Raw genomic sequence first — 15170 nt, 5'->3', positions numbered from 1 at the left:
AAGCCCGCCGGAGACGGCGGGCTTTTTGTTTGGCTTACAACCCCAGCGCCGAGAGCATCAGAAACGTTGCGAACAAAATGAAATGGGTCATCCCCTCGATGGCGTTGGTTTCGCCGTCGTTGAGGTTGATGGCGGCGGCGATGAGGGTGATGGCGACCATCACTGTCTGGACCGGGGTCATGGCCATGACGAAGGGCTGGCCGGTGTAGAGGGCGATGGCCTCCATGACGGGGACCGTCAGGATCACCGTCGAGAGCGAGGCGCCCATGGCGATGTTGACGGTCGCCTGCATGCGGTTCTTCAGGGCAGCGCGCAATGCGGTCAGGATTTCGGGGGCGGCGGAGATTGCGGCGACGACGATGGCGGTCAGCGCGATCGGGGCGCCGGTGTCGCGCAGGCCCTCGGTCATGAAGGCCGACATGAATTCGGCGAGCGCGCCGATGATGACGACGCCGATCAGGATGGTGATGATCGAGGCCGATGCCGGTTCGTCGGTGTGGTGCTCATCAGGTGCGTTGCCTTTCCGCTCGGCGCGCGGATAGCTGTAGCTGAAGAAATAGCTGTGCTGTCCCACCTGCATGCGCAGGAAGAGGCCGTAGAGCGCGATCATGGCGATGATCGTGAAGCCGGAATAATAGTGCCATTTGTCGTCGGGCACGAATTCCGGGACGATCATCGAAATGCCGATGGCGGTCAGGATCATCACGCCATAGGTCTTACCGGAATTGTCGTTATAGGGTTGCTCTCCGTGCTTGAGGCCGCCGAGCAGGGCGGCAAGGCCAAGGATGCCGTTGATATCGAGCATCAGCGCCGAATAGATCGTGTCGCGCACCAGCGTCGGCGAGCTTTCGCCTGACATCATTATGGCGAGGATGATGACCTCGACGAGGACGGCCGACAGCGTCAGGATCATCGTGCCATAGGGATCGCCGACCTTGATGGCGAGGATCTCGGCATGGTGGGCGACGCGGATGGACGCGAGCACGATAGTGCCGACGAGGGCTGCGGCGGCGATCAGCGCCGCACCGCGGCCCATTTCCAGGATGCTGTGCTCGAGCCCGTAGGCGACGGCGGCGACAATCACCGCAACGACCAGGAATTTCTCGTCTCTCAGTCGTGCGGCGAGGGTCACGCTAGGCTCCGGAATTGATTCATCAGAACAATCTAAGCCGATGATATCGCTAATCAAGCCGGGGCCATTGCACGCCAAATTTGCGCTATGCCCGATTTAATGGAATACTGCCCAAATCGGTCAGCCGGACAGACATCGCGGCGTGCCTCGTATCTTGTTTCATCGCCCGCGATCCGCCGGAATGATCTCCGGAAGCTTTTCGCCGCGTCCAAGAAAACAAAGAGGAGAGGTGCATGGTCAAGGTGGTTTATGAGGTTGTGCCGCATGACGGAGGCTGGGCGTACCGCCTGGGCAACGTCTATTCCGAGGCCTTTCCGTCACATGCCGAAGCGCTGGAAGCTGCGCGCATCGTTGCTGCCGAGCAGCAGGTCGGCGGCGATTCCGCCGAGATCAGCTGGCAGGACGATAAGGGCAAGTGGCATGAGGAATATGCCGAGGGCGGCGATCGTCCGGAGACCGAGGTGGTCGACGGACTGTTCAGGAAAAGCCCTGGAGCCGAGGCATCGCCCGGCGCTTGAATTCGCTCCGATCCAATATTGAACCGTGCGTCACCGGGCGCGCGTGCTGGAACAGCTGTCCAGATAAAGCTTCAAACCCTCGACCAGGGCATCAAAGGCCACGCGGCATCGTGGCGACGTCTTCAGATTTTCATGCATGGCCACCCACGTGCCGATATGCATGTCCATGACGCCGGGAAGAACACGCCTGAGGTTCGGATCGGCATCCCCAAGACCCGTCTGACACATGCCGATGCCGGCGCCCGCGCGGATGGCGGCGAGCTGCGCGAGATAGCTGTCGGTGCGCAGCGAGAAGGCGATGCCTTCGGCCACCGGGAAGCGTTTCACCATCGTGCGCACATAGGCGGTCTGACGGTCGAAGCCGATCAGGCGATGCGTCTTGATATCTTCCAGCGTTTGCGGCGTGCCGTGCTTTTCCAGATAGGCGTGATGGGCATAGCAGCCGATCGGGATGTCGCCGATCCGCCTGACGACGAGCGCGTCCTGCTGCGGCTCCATCATCCGCACGGCGATATCGGCCTCGCGATTGAGCAGGTCTTCGACTGTGTCGGATGCTGAAAGCTCGATCTCAAGCTCTGGGTGGCGATCCTGAAGGGTGGCCAGGATCGGCGGCAGGACCTCGACGGCGATGACCTCGCTGGCGCTGATCCTCACCGTGCCGTCGATCCGGTCGCGGTGGCCGGAGGCAGCGCGCAGCAGGGCAGAGGAGCTTGCGGCCATGGTCTGCGCGAAGGGCGCGAGCAATTGTGCGGCATCCGTCGGCAGCAGGCCGCTTTGCGAGCGGGTAAAGAGCTCGGCGCCGACGGCCTGTTCAAGAGTGTCGATATGGCGGCCGATGGTCGGCTGGGTCAGGCCGAGTTCACGGGCGGCAGCCGAAAGCGAGCCGTGTGCCAGCACGGTCAGAAAGGTGCGGTAGAGATCCCAGCTCGGTTCGTCGCTCATTGATTTATGTATAGATGATGCACGTACTTCGTCAATTTCGTTTATCGCGCGACGGGCGCATGATCGCGTCATCATCAAGGAGATTGAGATGACAGAGGATCGGAAGACAGCTCTCGTTCTTGGCGCCACGGGCGGTATCGGCGGCGCCGTTGCCCGCAAGCTGATGCAGCGCGGATGGCAAGTGCGGGCGCTGAACCGCAATGCGAAGGCCGCATCGCAGCGCATGCCTGAAGTCGAGTGGGTGCAGGGCGATGCGATGGATACGGGCGATGTCCGCGCGGCCGCGGAGGGCACGGCGCTGATCGTCCATGCGGTGAACCCGCCCGGCTATCGCGACTGGGAAAAGCTGGTGCTGCCGATGCTCGACAATACGATCGCGGCGGCGCGCTCGGTTGGCGCCCGCATCGTCCTGCCGGGCACGGTCTATAATTTCGGGCCGGATGCCTTCCCCGTCCTTCGCGAGGACAGCCCGCAGAACCCGGTGACGAAGAAGGGGGCGATCCGTGTCGAGATGGAGAAGCGGCTGAAGCGGGCGGCGGAGCAGGGGACGGGTGTGATCATCGTTCGCGCCGGTGATTTCTTCGGCCCGGGCACGACCGGCAACAGCTGGTTTTCACAGATCGTCGCGCCGGGCAAGCGGGTCCGGACGCTGAAGAACCCGGCACGCGATGGCATTGGTCATCAGTGGGCCTATCTGCCCGATGTGGCGGAGACGATGGTGGCGCTTGTCGAGCGCGCCACTAGCCTGCCCGATTTCGCCGTCTATCACATGGACGGCTTATGGGATCGCGATGGCCAGCAGATGGTCGAGGCCATCAGGCGTGTCTCCGGCGGGCGAGCGAAGATAGCAGCCTTTCCCTGGTGGATCGTGCCGCTGGCGGCACCCTTCGTCACCGTGATGCGGGAGGTGAAGGAAATGCGCTATCTCTGGAAAGAGCCGCTGCGCATGTCCAATGCCAAGCTGGTCGCCGAGCTCGGCGGCGAGCCGCAGACGCCGATCGATGAAGCGGTGCGTGCCTCGTTGGTGGCGCTCGGCTGCCTGCCGAAGACCGCGGGACTGATCACCAATCGCGAGGCGATCGCGGGCTAGCCGAGTTCCCCAAGCGCGATGCGGGCGACCGTCAGCTGCAGATCGGCGCTCTCCGTCGAGCGGTCGCCCATAAACCATGCGGCCGACAGGCCGGAATAGGCGACGATCCATTGCAGCAGGCGGCGGGGGTCGAGGCCGGTTTCCGCCGAGACGATCGGCAACTGGCGCTGCAGGCGGCCGGGAGCGGCGATGATATCGAGGTCTTCATTGGCAAAGGTGTTGGCGAAATCGAAGCCACGCTCGCCGTAGAGCCCCTTGGGGTCGATCGCCAGCCAGCCGTCCTCGCCGAAATCGAGGATATTGCTGTGATGGATATCGCCGTGGAGGACGGCCGCAGCCTGCGGCTCGGCCAGCAACGTCCTGGCGATACGGTCGCAATCGGCAAGCGTGCCGCCATGGGCGGCTGCCGCGGGCGCCAGTTCGCGGAACCATCGATCCAGCGGGATCAGCGCCGGCAAAGGCTTTTGGCGCGGGGCGTGGAGAGCGTTGACGGTCCGGCAGATAATCCGCGTCGCCGCGTCGTCCCGCCCCTCATGCGCCATCTTGAGCAGCGACTGCTGGCTGAGCGAGCGCTCCATCAGGACGGCGTGGCTGTCATGGGCATAGACGCGGGCCGCACCCTCGCCGTCCCACCAATCGAGCACCGCGCCGCCGGCCCGCTCCGCCTCGTCCTCCGACATCTTCAGCATTGCCGGCTTGCCGCGCCAGAGGACGGGCAGGAGTTTGCTGCTATGGGTGACGATCGGCTGGCCGTCGGGCGTGAGGGACCAGCGGGAGAGGTAGGGTTCGAACATGGGGCGATGCTAACGGCTCGATGGCGGAAGGGATAGCTATTCCGCCGAGAGCTGTTGCCTCGAAAACAGGAAGAGCCCGAGGCCGCCTGCAGCGATCAGCCAGACAAGCAGGATGGCGCCGCCGCTATCACCGGCATCGGCCGGGCCTTGCTGGAACAGCCATGTTCGTAGCGCCTCGGCTCCCGTCGACGGCAGCGGAAGGACGTCTTTGGTCGGGCCGACATAGATCTGCAGCATCGATGTGCCGATTGCCAGAAGGAAGGCGGGGATCACGGCTGCGACCATCGCGCGGCTGAGGATGGTGATGGTTGAGACGATGGCGGTGAGAACCGCGAGCTCCAGAAGTGCTGCGGCGAAGGCCGCCAGCAGTGCGGGTAGGCCGGCGATACGGATGGAGAGGCTTGAAGGCCCGTCGCCCGAGAGGAGCGCCAAAGCCGAGTTCAAGATCATGTCACCGATGACGGCGACGAGCAGGCCGGCGGCCAGGCAGACGAGGCATGCCAGGCACTTGGCGGTCCAGAGCTGCAAGCGGCTACGGCGCGGAATGAGATGCCGCCACGTGGCGAAGCGATATTCCGAAAAGAAGATCGACGATATGCCGATGGCGTAAAGCAGATGGCCGACCGAGTTACCCGAGAGGGTCAGGATGTTGGTGGCAGATTGCAGCAGGTCGGTATTGCCTGTCACGATGCGCCCGGCGCGAACGAATACCATCCCCTCCAGCACGAGCCGGAAAAGGAGCGCCAGCAGTGGCACCGACAGGAACCCCCAGAATAGCGTTGCCGGCTGGCGCATCAGCTTCAGAAGTTCGAAGCGAAGCAAGGCGCTCATGGCGTGGGCTCCCTGATTTCGGAGAGGAAGACGGATTCCAGGTCGGGCTTGGCCCATTTGGCCTCGTGGATCCTTACGCCCGCGGTGACCAGCGCGGCTATGAGATCCGGAACCTCGTCGCGCTCCGTGTGGACATACAGACCGCCATCGCCGGCTTCGGCCTTTTCGCCGAGGCGTCCGATTGTCGAGATATCGTCGGCGGTGTGCAGCCAGAAGCGGCCCTTGCGGTCGAGGAGATCGGCGACGTCTCCCTCGGAAATCAGCCGGCCGCGCTGCAGGATGGCAATACGCTCGCAGACGCGCTCGACCTCATCGAGCAGATGGCTGGAGAGGAGGACGGTGATGCCATCGCGCTCGACAAGTTCGCGGATCAGGGCGCGCATTTCCAGAATGCCGTCGGGATCAAGACCGTTCGTCGGCTCGTCGAGCACGACCGCTTCCGGGCGCCCGATGAGGGCACAGCCGATGCCGAGGCGCTGCTTCATGCCGAGCGAGAAGCCCGCAACCTTCTTGTCCGCGGCATGGTGAATACCGGTCCGGCGAAGGATGGCATCGACCGAAATGGGATTATCCGCGAGCCGCGACAGCGTCTCCAGGTGCTCCCGCGCGGTCAGGAAGGGATAGAAGGACGGGGACTCGATCATCATGCCGAGCCTGCGGCGGGTTGCCGGGGAGGCCGGCTCGCCGAAAATTTCGATGCTGCCGCGATCGGGCCGCAGAAGGCCGGCGATGATCCGCAGCAGGGTACTCTTGCCGGCGCCGTTCGGACCCAGCAATCCATAGACCTTGCCTTCGGGGATGCTCAGCGACAATCCATCGAGCGCCGTCACGGCACGTGCGCCCATCCCGAAGGTCTTCACGGCGCCCGATATGGTGATGGCATAGCCGCCTTCGGTTGCGGTCATGACCTTGTCCGGCCCGTGGCGTGTTCTTCAGCAAAGGCTATCAATTATTTCCCATCCCAAAAGGCTGCGTGACTGAAGGTGTTTTGAAATTTCAATCGCTTGGGCAATTCAGTACCCGATTACAATAAAGCTTTTGTGGCCGATTTTTGTGCGGCGCGGACCTAAGGCTAGCAATGGCAAAGAAAAGCCACCTGCAACGCTCTGTTGCAGGTGGCTTTCTGAAGTCAGGCTCAAAGAAGCTATTCTTACGCGACCTTGTCGATCAGTGGGTAGTCCGTGTAGCCCTTGGCGCCGCCGCCGTAGAAGGTGGCCTGGTCGCCTGCGTTGAGGGGCAGGTTCTTCTGCAGGCGCTCGACGAGATCCGGGTTGGCGATGAAGGGCTTGCCGAAGGCGACGAGGTCGGCGCGGCCGGTTTCGGCGGCGGCGATCGCCATGTCGCGGTCGTAGCCGTTGTTGACCATCCAGCTTGCCTTGCCGCCGGCCTTTTCATAAGCGGCGCGCAGCGCTGCATAGTCGAAGGAGGGGTTGGTGCCGCCCTTGTAGTCGCGTTCGCCGCCGGTCTGGCCTTCGACGATATGGATGTAGGCGAGATTGTACTTCGCCAGTCCCTCGACCACGTGGGTGAAGACGGCCTGCGGGTTCGAATCGTAGCTGTCGTTCGACGGCGTGACCGGCGACAGGCGGATGGCGGTGCGGCCGGCGCCGATTTCCCTGGTGACGGCTTCCACGACTTCGAAGGTCAGGCGGGTGCGGTTTTCGATCGAGCCGCCATACTGGTCGGTGCGGTCGTTGATGCCGTCGCGCATGAACTGGTCGAGAAGATAACCATTGGCGCCGTGGATTTCCACGCCGTCGAAGCCGGCGTCGATGGCAGCGCGGGCAGCCTTGCGATAGTCCTCGATGATGCCGGGGATTTCGGAGGTTTCCAGAGCGCGGGGCTCGGAAGTCTCGGCGAAGGTGCCGGTGCCGTCAGGGTTGACGAGATAGGTCTTGCCCTTGGCGGCGCGGTTGGTCGAGGAGACCGGCTTGCCGCCGTTCGGCTGCAGCGTGGTGTGCGAGATACGGCCGACATGCCACATCTGGACGACGATCTTGCCGCCGCCGGCATGGACGGCGTCGGTGACGCGCTTCCAGCCATCGAGCGCTTCCTTCGTGTAGAGGCCGGGAACATCGGCGTAGCCCTGGCCCTGATGGGTGATCGGGGTTGCCTCGGTGATGATCAGGCCGGCGCTGGCGCGCTGGCGGTAATATTCGACATTCAGGTCGTTCGGAACGGCGCCCGGTGAGCGGTTGCGGGTGAGTGGGGCCATGACGATGCGGTTCTTGACGGCGATGTCGCCAACCTGTGTCGGTTCAAAAAGCTTGGTCATAAGTCTTTCCTTTTCTGGCGGGGATCACGCGGCCGGGGCGGGGGCTGTCTTGCCCCGGGCCGAAAGATAGGTGAGGGCGGTCGCGCCGAGGCCGATCATGGCCATGAGGGCGGCTGCCAGGGGTACGCGGGTGAGCTCGAAGCCACTCTCGATCACCATGCCTCCGGCCCAGGCGCCGAGTGCGTTGCCGGTGTTGAAAGCGCCGATATTGATCGTCGAGACCAGGTTCGGCGCATCCTTGCCAAAGCTGACGACACCGACCTGCAGGGCGGGAACGGCGGCAAAGGTAGCGATCGCCCAGACGAGCAGGGTGATTTCCGCCGGGATGAAGAAGCGGCTGGTGAAGCTGAAGACCACCGAGGTGACGGCGATCGCGGCAAAGACACCGGCCAACGTGACGCCAAGCTTCCAGTCGGCGAGCTTGCCGCCGATCAGGTTGCCGACGGTGAGGCCGATGCCGATCAGGAACAGCGTCCAGGTGACGCCTTCGGGCGACAGGCCGGTGACATCGCGCAGCAGCGGGGCGATATAGGTGAAGAGCGCAAACATCGAGGCCGAGAAGAACACCGTGGTCGACAGCGCCAGCCACAGGCGGCCGTTGCGCAGCGCCGAGATTTCGGCAAGCAGGCTGCTTTGCTTTTCCTGCCTGTCCTTCGGCAGCATGGCGATCAGGCCGATGATGGTGATGACGCCGATGACGGTGACGACACCGAAGGTGGAGCGCCAGCCATAGGCCTGGCCGATGGCGGTGCCGAGCGGGACGCCGAGGACGTTTGCCAGCGTCAGGCCGGTGAACATCAAAGCGACGGCGCGGGCCTTGCGGTCCTCACTGACGAGACCGGCTGCAACCACCGAGCCGATGCCGAAGAAGGCGCCGTGGCAAAGGGCGGTGACGACGCGGGCAAACATCAGCACCCAGTAATTCGGGGCGATGGCGCAGAGCAGGTTGCCGGCGATGAAGAAGGCCATCAGCGCGATCAGCGCCGTGCGCCGCTTCAGCTTGGCGGTGGAGACCGCCATGACCGGCGCGCCGATCGCGACGGCCAGCGCATAGCCGGTGACGAGCCAGCCGGCCTGCGGAATGGTGACGGAGAGGTCGGCGGCCACTTCCGGCAGCAGACCCATGATGACGAATTCCGTGGTGCCTATTGCAAAGGAGCTCAAGGCGAGAACGAGGAGGGCGAGGGGCATATCAAAGATCCTGGGAGAGCTGCTTCAGGAAGGCAGCGATGGTTTCTTCGTTTCGCTTGTAGAAAATCCACTGGCCGACACGGCGCGTGGTGACGAGACCGGCGCGGTGCAGCGTGCCGAGATGCGAGGAGACCGTCGACTGCGACAGGCCGCAGCGCTCGAACTGGCTGGCGCAGACGCCCATATCCAGCGGATGCTCCTGAGAGGCGAAATGCGCCTCCGGATTTTTCAGCCAGTTGAGGATTTCCATCCGGGTCGGATGTGAAAGTGCCTTGAGGATTTCGTCCTTGTCCATCGCCTGCTCTCGATCCTTAAATCGAACTTTCTCGATATATGGATCGCTGCGTGTCGATATGCAAGGGGCGACGGTGTGAGCCGTTGCACGATAATTCTCTGATTAAATTTTAAGCAAAAAAAGAGGGCCACCGGAAAGCCGGGGCCCTTTAAAGGTGTGAAGGTCAATAAACCTCCAGAGGGGAACAGCTAACGCGGTGGCACTGGGAGAGAACCACGAAATGCATCAGCTATGTGCGATATGGTGGTTTATTGGGCAGGTTGCAATGCATTTTTGTGCATGCCTGCTATGCACTGCACAAATTATGCTGCGCCGCAGCGAATTTGGGCAAAAAAAGAGGGCCGCCGAAAGCTCGGGGCCCTTTTAAGGTGTGAAGGTCAAAAACCTCCAGAGGGGAACAGCTAATGCGGTGGAACTGGGAGGAAAAGCCACCATGTGCATCAGCTAAGTGCGATATGGTGTTTTAATGTGCAAACGGCAACCCCTCTTTTGTGCATGTCAGTCATGCAGTGGTTGCATAGTCTGCAATTCATTCCACAATTCGCGTCTGTCGAGCCCGCTCAGAAGTTCCAGTTTCTGGCCTTGGTGACGATGAAATCGCGGAAAGCCTTCAGCTTCGCGGCATTCTTGATCTCGTCCGGGTAGCAGAAATAAGTATCGAAAGAGGGGACATCGGCATTGATCGCCAGCTGGATCAGACCCGGGTCGCGGCCGACGATATAGTCCGGCATGCAGGCGACGCCCATGCCGAGCAGGCAGGCGCGCTTGATCGAGGTCTGGCTGTTGATCTGCAGATGCGGAATGCGCTTGTTGTCCGACGAGCGGCCGGCAATCTCGAGCCAGTTGACGTCGAGCAGGTAGTTAGGCGCCGGCTCACCGAAAGTGATGATCCGGTGATTGTCGAGATCCTCCACCGTCTGCGGCTCGCCGTAGCGGTTGATGTAGGAGGGCGCGGCATAGACGTGCATATGCACGGTGAACAGCTTGCGCTGGATGAGATCGGACTGCTGCGGCTGGCGCAGGCGGATGGCGCAATCGGCGTGACGCATGTTCACATCGACTTCCTCGTTGTCGAGGATCAGCTGGATCTGCACATCCGGGTAGAGCTGCATGAACTCCTGGATCTTGTCCGTCAGCCAGCCCTGGCCGAGGCCGACCGTCGTCGTGACGCGCAGCTTGCCAGACGGCGTTTCCGTCGTCTCGGTCAGCTGCATCTTCACGGTTTCGAGCTTCAGCAGCACGTCATGCGCGGTGCGGTAGAGCAGTTCGCCCTGTTCCGTCAGGATCAGGCCGCGCGCATGGCGGTGGAACAGCTTGGTGCCGACATCCTGCTCCAGCGCGCTGACCTGGCGGCTGATGGCGGATTGAGACAGATGCAACTTATCGGCCGCATGCGTGAACGAACCCGCTTCGGCAGCTGCGTGAAAGATACGCAGCTTGTCCCAATCCAATGGCATTCCCCCACCCCTCATAGCCATGCTTACTCCGCGGCCACGGCGACGGGCATGTGGCCCGTCAGATAACGCTCGGCTTCGAGAGCGGCCATGCATCCCATGCCGGCGGCGGTGATCGCCTGGCGGAAGGTATCGTCCGTCACGTCACCGGCAGCATAGACGCCCTCTACGCTTGTGGCGGTGGAATCAGGAGCGGTCCAGAGATAGCCGTTGTCCTTGAGCTTCAGTTTGCCCTTGAAGAGTTCGGTGGCCGGCGCATGGCCGATGGCCACGAAGACGCCGTCGATGGTGTTTTCGGAGATGGCGCCGGTGCGCGTATCGCGCAGGCGCACGCCCGAGACCGACGGCGGCATCGGCGGCTTTGCCGGCGTGCCGGTGATTTCGGCAATCTCGGTGTTCCAGAGGATCTTGACGTTTTCCTTGGCGAACAGGCGCTCCTGCAGAATCTTTTCCGAGCGGAAGCTGTCGCGGCGGTGCACGACCGTGACCGACTTGGCGATATTCGAGAGATAGAGCGCTTCCTCGACGGCACTGTTGCCGCCGCCGACGACGATGACGTCCTTGTTGCGATAGAAGAAGCCGTCGCAGGTGGCGCAGGCCGAAACGCCGAAGCCCTGGAAATGCTGCTCGCTCTCGATGCCGAGCCACTTGGCCTTGGCGCCGGTGGCGATGATCAGCGTATCGGCAGTCCAGACTTGGCCGCTATCGGTGCGCGCGACGAAGGGGCGCTGGTTCATCTCGACTTCGGTGACGAGGTCGTTGACGATTTCGGCGCCGACATGCTTTGCCTGCTGCAGCATCTGGTCCATCAGCCAGGGACCCTGGATCGGATCGGCGAAGCCCGGATAATTCTCGACATCGGTCGTGATCATCAGCTGGCCGCCTTGCTCCATGCCTGCGATCAGCACCGGCTTCAGCATCGCGCGCGCCGCGTAGACTGCAGCCGTATAGCCGGCAGGGCCGGAGCCGATGATGAGCACCTTCGTGTGGCGGGCGGACATGTCTTTAATTTCCTTTCGACTGGCGGGACGCAGCGGCTAAAGAGCGAATGAGGCCGTTTGGCGTTCCCCGCACATTTATGAACGTCCAGTGCTTTTATTCAAGGGCAGCCTTGCATTACCAACAAGGCATTGCGCTTGGCTGTGCAAGAATCCACCGCATGGGCGAAACATTCTTGCCTATTGCCGCACTTTATATAGAAGCTGGCGCGACGGAATTAAAGAAAGGCCGAAGGCTTTGGTGCGCGCCGAACTCGATGTCATCGACATAAAGATCCTGAGGGAACTGCAGGCGGACGGCCGCATGACCAATGTCGAGCTCGCCGACCGCGTCGGCATCTCGGCGCCGCCCTGCCTGCGCCGTGTGCGCAAGCTCGAGGAAGCCGGCATCATCGAGGGCTACCACGCGATGCTGAACAGCCCGAAGCTCGGCTTCGACCTCGTGGCCTTCTGCATGGTCGGCCTGAAGCATCAGTCCGAAGCCAACCTCAAGGCCTTCGCCGCCGCCACCTCCAACTGGCCGCTGGTGCGCCAAGCCTGGATGGTCTCCGGCGACAGCGACTTCCTGCTGCATTGTGTGGCTGAGAATCTGACGCGATTTCAGGACTTCGTGATCGAGGTGCTGACGGCGAACGAGCATGTCGATACGGTCAGGACCATGCTGACGATCCGCCAGGTGAAGCGGCTGGGGCTGGTTGAGGTTTGAGGCGTGCGGCGATGACCAAACTCCCCATCTCCGCCTTCATCATCTGCCTCAACGAGGAGGCCTATCTCGGGAATTGCATCGAGAGTCTCGCGGATTTCGCTGAGATCGTGATTGTCGATTCCGGGTCGTCGGATGGGACGGTTGGGCTTGTGCAGGCCTATATCGACAAGGGCTGGCCGGTTCGGCTGTTTCATGAAAAATGGCGGGGCTATGCCGGGCAGAAGCAGTTTGCGCTGGAACAGTGCGCGCAGCCCTGGTGTTTCAATATCGATTCCGATGAGCGCCTTGATGCGCCGCTCCGAAAGCTTTTGCCGGCGCTTGTTGCTGCGTCGGCGGAGATTGTCGGCTGGCGGGTGGCGCGGCGGCCTTATCTGATCGGCTTCGGCTATACGCCGGAGCATGTGCGCGAGCGCAAGAACCTGCGACTGATCCGTCGAGGGCATGGAGCCTATGACCTGACTCAGGCGGTGCATGAGGGGATCGTGGCGACAGGCCGGGTCGAGAAGGCGAAGACCGGGAGCCTCCTGCATTACCGGCCGCTGATCATCGACGAGCAGATCCTCAAGGAAAACAGATACTCGACGCTGAAGGCCGACCAGCATTTTGCGGCGGGCAAGACGCCGAAGGCGGCCAAGCTGTTCTTCTCGCCGCCGATCTATTTCTTGCGTCTCTATTTCAAGAATGGTCTATGGCGTTGCGGTGTTCCGGGCTTCATCGAGGCGATGACCGGCGCCGTCTACGCGTTTTTGACGCAGGCCAAGCTTTATCAGCGCAATGCCCTGAAGCGGCGTCCCAATGCGGATGATGCCGGGGATCGCTAAGAGGAATTTCGTGTGAAGGTTTTTCATTATCACTTCGGCAAGGATGGCGGCGCGGAGAAGTTTTTCGTGCATCTGGCCAGGGGGCTCGGGCGCCGGGGCGTCGAGCAGACGTCGGTGATAAGGCCGGATCGTCTTTGGCGGAAGGATATCGAACCTTATTCCAAGATCATCGAAAGCAACTTTCGCAATCTTTCGCCGGACCGGCTGCTGCTGCCGCTGAAGGTGCGCTATCTGGCCGAGCGTGAGAAGCCGGACGCCCTGTTTTCCTGGGCGACGCGCGCCAGCCGGCTGATGCCGAACTACAAGGGCTGCATCAAGATTTCGCGTCTTGGCGATTACCCGACCAATCTCAGCTATTTCAAGAATACCGACGTCCTGGTGTGTAATACGCCCGGGATCGGCGAACATGTGCGTAATATCGGCTGGACGCGCGGTGTCGAGGTCATCTCCAATTTCACGACGACGGACCGGGTTGCTCCCGTCGATCGCGCCACGCTCGATACGCCTGAAGGCGTTCCCGTCGTCATGTCGATGGGGCGCTTCGTTCCGCGCAAGCAGTTCGCCTTGCTGACAGCCGCCGTCGCCAAGCTGCCGGGCGTCTATCTCTGGCTTGCCGGGGACGGCGAGGAGATGGAGAATGTTCGCAAGGTTGCCGCCGATCTCGGCGTGAGCGATCGCGTCCGTTTTCTCGGCTGGCAGAAGGATACGAGGCCCTTCGTCGCCGCTTCCGATATTTTCGTCATGCCCTCCAGCCATGAGCCGCTCGGCAATGTCATCCTCGAGGCATGGGCGCAGCACAAGCCGGTGGTTTCCAGCCGCTCGGAAGGGCCGCTCTGGTTCATGCGCGACGGTGAGAACGGTTTGCTGGTCGATATCGGCGATACGGATGGATTTTCGCGCGCCATCGAGCGGTTGATCAATGACAACGTTCTGAGCGAGAAAGTGGCGGCCGGCGGCAATAAGACGCTGATGCAGCAGTTCTCCGAAGAAGCCGTCTGCAACGCCTATATCGAGCTCTTCAAGCGCAAGCCGTAAAATCAGTAGCGGGTCGAGCGGTAGACCGCGGCGATCCGCTTTGCTTCCATGTCGATCTGGAAATCTTCCATGATATGCGTCAGACCGACGGCGGCAAGGCTGTCGCGGCCGGGCGTATCGTCCATGTAGCGGGCGGCCATTTCTGCCATCGCATCCAGGCTGTCGCGGGCGATCATGCCCTGCGGGCCATTGCCGTCATCCACCAGCAATTCCGGAAACGCCCCGACATCCGTCGCAATCACGGGTACGCCCGTTGACATCGCTTCCAGCGGCGTCAGGCCGAAGCCTTCCCAGCGTTGGGGGGCGATGAAGAGGTCGAGGGCGCGGTACCAGTCGTTGATGTTGGTGTGCTCGCCGACGAAGAGGATGCGGTCTGCAAGGCCGGCGGCGGTGACGCGGGCTTTCAGGCCGTTTTCGAAATCGATGTGCTTGGCGGTGGCGCGGCCGGCGATGATGGCGATCCAGTCCGGACGATCGGGGAGTAGGCGGATCATCGTATCGACGAAGAGATCGGTGCCCTTCTGGTGGCGGACGCGGCCGAAGCAGCCGGCGATCTTCTTCGTGGCGTCGAGACCGACTGCGGTCTTGGCGGCCGCCTTGTCAGCAGGCGGCGAGAAGCGGACAGTGTCGATGCCGTGCAGGATGACGGTGCTCGGCACTTCCAGATAGGCGGCGGTCTTGCCGCTGGTGGCGATCACCGCGTCCATCTTCGAAATCAGCCATTTCGTCCAGCCGGTATGCTTGCGCTGCGAGGCCGAGGTGAAGACGATCTTCAGCTTCATGCGCAAGAGATCGCGCATGATGATCGCCGGCAGCATCTCGACATTGCGCCGCGCATGCCAGACGCGGTGCTTCTTGCCCACCGGCGGTGTCCAGAGATGGATGAGATCGCGAAAGCGGATATGCGGAAGAGTTGCCGGCAGGCCGGGGCCGAGCGCTGCGATCTTCTGACCGAGCGCTCGCTGAACCGGAATCAGCTGGATGATCGTCGACGTCACGCCGGAGAGGCGCCGCTTGAAATTCGGCGCGATGATCTCGACGTCACGGATATCGATGCGGGCAGGGCGGCTGTCTGGCGCCACGGATGA

Annotated in this window: 16 protein-coding genes; 5 read left to right on the top strand and 11 right to left on the bottom strand. The window is 62.3% G+C overall.

The annotated features are described in order from the left end of the window. Nucleotides 1-34: 34 nt before the first annotated feature. Nucleotides 35-1132 (bottom strand): calcium:cation antiporter, encoded by a 1098-nt coding sequence (locus tag ABIE40_RS12920; RefSeq protein WP_199627043.1) that lies wholly within the window; start codon nucleotides 1130-1132, stop codon nucleotides 35-37. 233 nt (nucleotides 1133-1365) lie between these two features. On the opposite strand from ABIE40_RS12920, the gene ABIE40_RS12915 reads away from it, so the two are divergent. Beyond that, nucleotides 1366-1650: a DUF2188 domain-containing protein gene (locus tag ABIE40_RS12915; RefSeq protein ID WP_112719298.1), complete on the top strand. Its 285-nt coding sequence runs from the start codon at nucleotides 1366-1368 to the stop codon at nucleotides 1648-1650. A gap of 30 nt (nucleotides 1651-1680) precedes the next feature. On the opposite strand, the gene ABIE40_RS12910 is transcribed toward ABIE40_RS12915, so the two are convergent. Then, entirely contained in the window at nucleotides 1681-2592 is a 912-nt protein-coding gene (locus ABIE40_RS12910) for a LysR family transcriptional regulator (protein WP_199627041.1), read from the bottom strand. 88 nt (nucleotides 2593-2680) lie between these two features. On the opposite strand from ABIE40_RS12910, the gene ABIE40_RS12905 reads away from it, so the two are divergent. Continuing rightward, complete coding sequence (locus ABIE40_RS12905) at nucleotides 2681-3682, top strand: SDR family NAD(P)-dependent oxidoreductase (RefSeq protein WP_199627039.1); 1002 nt, start codon at nucleotides 2681-2683, stop codon at nucleotides 3680-3682. Here the strand turns inward: ABIE40_RS12905 and ABIE40_RS12900 are convergent. The 8 genes from ABIE40_RS12900 to trxB all read right to left on the bottom strand — a co-directional run bounded on the left by ABIE40_RS12900 (nucleotide 3679) and on the right by trxB (nucleotide 11523). After that, nucleotides 3679-4476 carry an aminoglycoside phosphotransferase family protein gene (locus ABIE40_RS12900; protein WP_199627033.1) on the bottom strand — a complete coding sequence of 266 codons (798 nt, stop codon included), beginning with the start codon at nucleotides 4474-4476 and terminating at the stop codon, nucleotides 3679-3681. The two genes, ABIE40_RS12905 and ABIE40_RS12900, sit on opposite strands and share 4 nt — an antisense overlap. A 36-nt stretch (nucleotides 4477-4512) precedes the next feature. Further along, the gene (locus ABIE40_RS12895; protein WP_199627031.1) at nucleotides 4513-5307 is read right to left on the bottom strand and encodes a hypothetical protein; all 795 of its coding nucleotides are present in this window, start codon (nucleotides 5305-5307) and stop codon (nucleotides 4513-4515) included. After that, entirely contained in the window at nucleotides 5304-6212 is a 909-nt protein-coding gene (locus tag ABIE40_RS12890) for an ABC transporter ATP-binding protein (protein WP_199627023.1), read from the bottom strand. Before ABIE40_RS12890 ends, ABIE40_RS12895 begins: the two co-directional genes overlap by 4 nt. A gap of 245 nt (nucleotides 6213-6457) precedes the next feature. Then, nucleotides 6458-7582: an alkene reductase gene (locus ABIE40_RS12885; RefSeq protein ID WP_199627021.1), complete on the bottom strand. Its 1125-nt coding sequence runs from the start codon at nucleotides 7580-7582 to the stop codon at nucleotides 6458-6460. Nucleotides 7583-7606: 24 nt separating this feature from the next. Continuing rightward, entirely contained in the window at nucleotides 7607-8773 is a 1167-nt protein-coding gene (locus ABIE40_RS12880; RefSeq protein ID WP_199627019.1) for an MFS transporter, read from the bottom strand. 1 nt (nucleotide 8774) lies between these two features. Further along, entirely contained in the window at nucleotides 8775-9068 is a 294-nt protein-coding gene (locus tag ABIE40_RS12875) for an ArsR/SmtB family transcription factor (protein ID WP_112715713.1), read from the bottom strand. Nucleotides 9069-9628: 560 nt separating this feature from the next. Next, nucleotides 9629-10525: a LysR family transcriptional regulator VtlR gene (locus ABIE40_RS12870; protein WP_112386304.1), complete on the bottom strand. Its 897-nt coding sequence runs from the start codon at nucleotides 10523-10525 to the stop codon at nucleotides 9629-9631. A 23-nt stretch (nucleotides 10526-10548) separates the two neighbouring features. After that, complete coding sequence (trxB, locus tag ABIE40_RS12865; RefSeq protein WP_112715711.1) at nucleotides 10549-11523, bottom strand: thioredoxin-disulfide reductase; 975 nt, start codon at nucleotides 11521-11523, stop codon at nucleotides 10549-10551. Nucleotides 11524-11758: 235 nt separating this feature from the next. On the opposite strand from trxB, the gene ABIE40_RS12860 reads away from it, so the two are divergent. The 3 genes from ABIE40_RS12860 to ABIE40_RS12850 are packed head-to-tail and all read left to right on the top strand — an operon-like array spanning nucleotide 11759 to nucleotide 14082. Beyond that, complete coding sequence (locus tag ABIE40_RS12860; protein ID WP_112715709.1) at nucleotides 11759-12226, top strand: Lrp/AsnC family transcriptional regulator; 468 nt, start codon at nucleotides 11759-11761, stop codon at nucleotides 12224-12226. Nucleotides 12227-12237: 11 nt separating this feature from the next. Beyond that, nucleotides 12238-13047: a glycosyltransferase family 2 protein gene (locus tag ABIE40_RS12855; protein ID WP_199627017.1), complete on the top strand. Its 810-nt coding sequence runs from the start codon at nucleotides 12238-12240 to the stop codon at nucleotides 13045-13047. 12 nt (nucleotides 13048-13059) lie between these two features. After that, nucleotides 13060-14082, top strand: coding sequence for a glycosyltransferase (locus ABIE40_RS12850; protein ID WP_199627015.1), 1023 nt, complete (start codon nucleotides 13060-13062; stop codon nucleotides 14080-14082). 2 nt (nucleotides 14083-14084) lie between these two features. Here the strand turns inward: ABIE40_RS12850 and ABIE40_RS12845 are convergent, their stop codons facing one another. Next, a complete protein-coding gene (locus ABIE40_RS12845; protein WP_354541024.1) occupies nucleotides 14085-15164 on the bottom strand; it encodes a glycosyltransferase family 4 protein in 1080 nt (359 codons plus the stop codon). Nucleotides 15165-15170: the final 6 nt, after the last annotated feature.

The organism is Rhizobium sp. OAE497 (genome assembly GCF_040546565.1).
Lineage (GTDB): Bacteria > Pseudomonadota > Alphaproteobacteria > Rhizobiales > Rhizobiaceae > Rhizobium.
Note: the sequence above shows the minus strand (reverse complement) of the source record. Positions and strands in the feature narration are given on the sequence as shown.

What these genes read in the sequence shown, in the direction of transcription:
- ABIE40_RS12870 (WP_112386304.1), bottom strand. Translation starts at nt 10,525, where the DNA reads ATGCCATTGGATTGGGACAAGCTGCGTATCTTTCACGCAGCTGCCGAA.
- ABIE40_RS12875 (WP_112715713.1), bottom strand. Translation starts at nt 9,068, where the DNA reads ATGGACAAGGACGAAATCCTCAAGGCACTTTCACATCCGACCCGGATG.
- trxB (WP_112715711.1), bottom strand. Translation starts at nt 11,523, where the DNA reads ATGTCCGCCCGCCACACGAAGGTGCTCATCATCGGCTCCGGCCCTGCC.
- ABIE40_RS12895 (WP_199627031.1), bottom strand. Translation starts at nt 5,307, where the DNA reads ATGAGCGCCTTGCTTCGCTTCGAACTTCTGAAGCTGATGCGCCAGCCG.
- ABIE40_RS12885 (WP_199627021.1), bottom strand. Translation starts at nt 7,582, where the DNA reads ATGACCAAGCTTTTTGAACCGACACAGGTTGGCGACATCGCCGTCAAG.
- ABIE40_RS12905 (WP_199627039.1), top strand. Translation starts at nt 2,681, where the DNA reads ATGACAGAGGATCGGAAGACAGCTCTCGTTCTTGGCGCCACGGGCGGT.
- ABIE40_RS12910 (WP_199627041.1), bottom strand. Translation starts at nt 2,592, where the DNA reads ATGAGCGACGAACCGAGCTGGGATCTCTACCGCACCTTTCTGACCGTG.
- ABIE40_RS12915 (WP_112719298.1), top strand. Translation starts at nt 1,366, where the DNA reads ATGGTCAAGGTGGTTTATGAGGTTGTGCCGCATGACGGAGGCTGGGCG.
- ABIE40_RS12900 (WP_199627033.1), bottom strand. Translation starts at nt 4,476, where the DNA reads ATGTTCGAACCCTACCTCTCCCGCTGGTCCCTCACGCCCGACGGCCAG.
- ABIE40_RS12880 (WP_199627019.1), bottom strand. Translation starts at nt 8,773, where the DNA reads ATGCCCCTCGCCCTCCTCGTTCTCGCCTTGAGCTCCTTTGCAATAGGC.
- ABIE40_RS12890 (WP_199627023.1), bottom strand. Translation starts at nt 6,212, where the DNA reads ATGACCGCAACCGAAGGCGGCTATGCCATCACCATATCGGGCGCCGTG.
- ABIE40_RS12855 (WP_199627017.1), top strand. Translation starts at nt 12,238, where the DNA reads ATGACCAAACTCCCCATCTCCGCCTTCATCATCTGCCTCAACGAGGAG.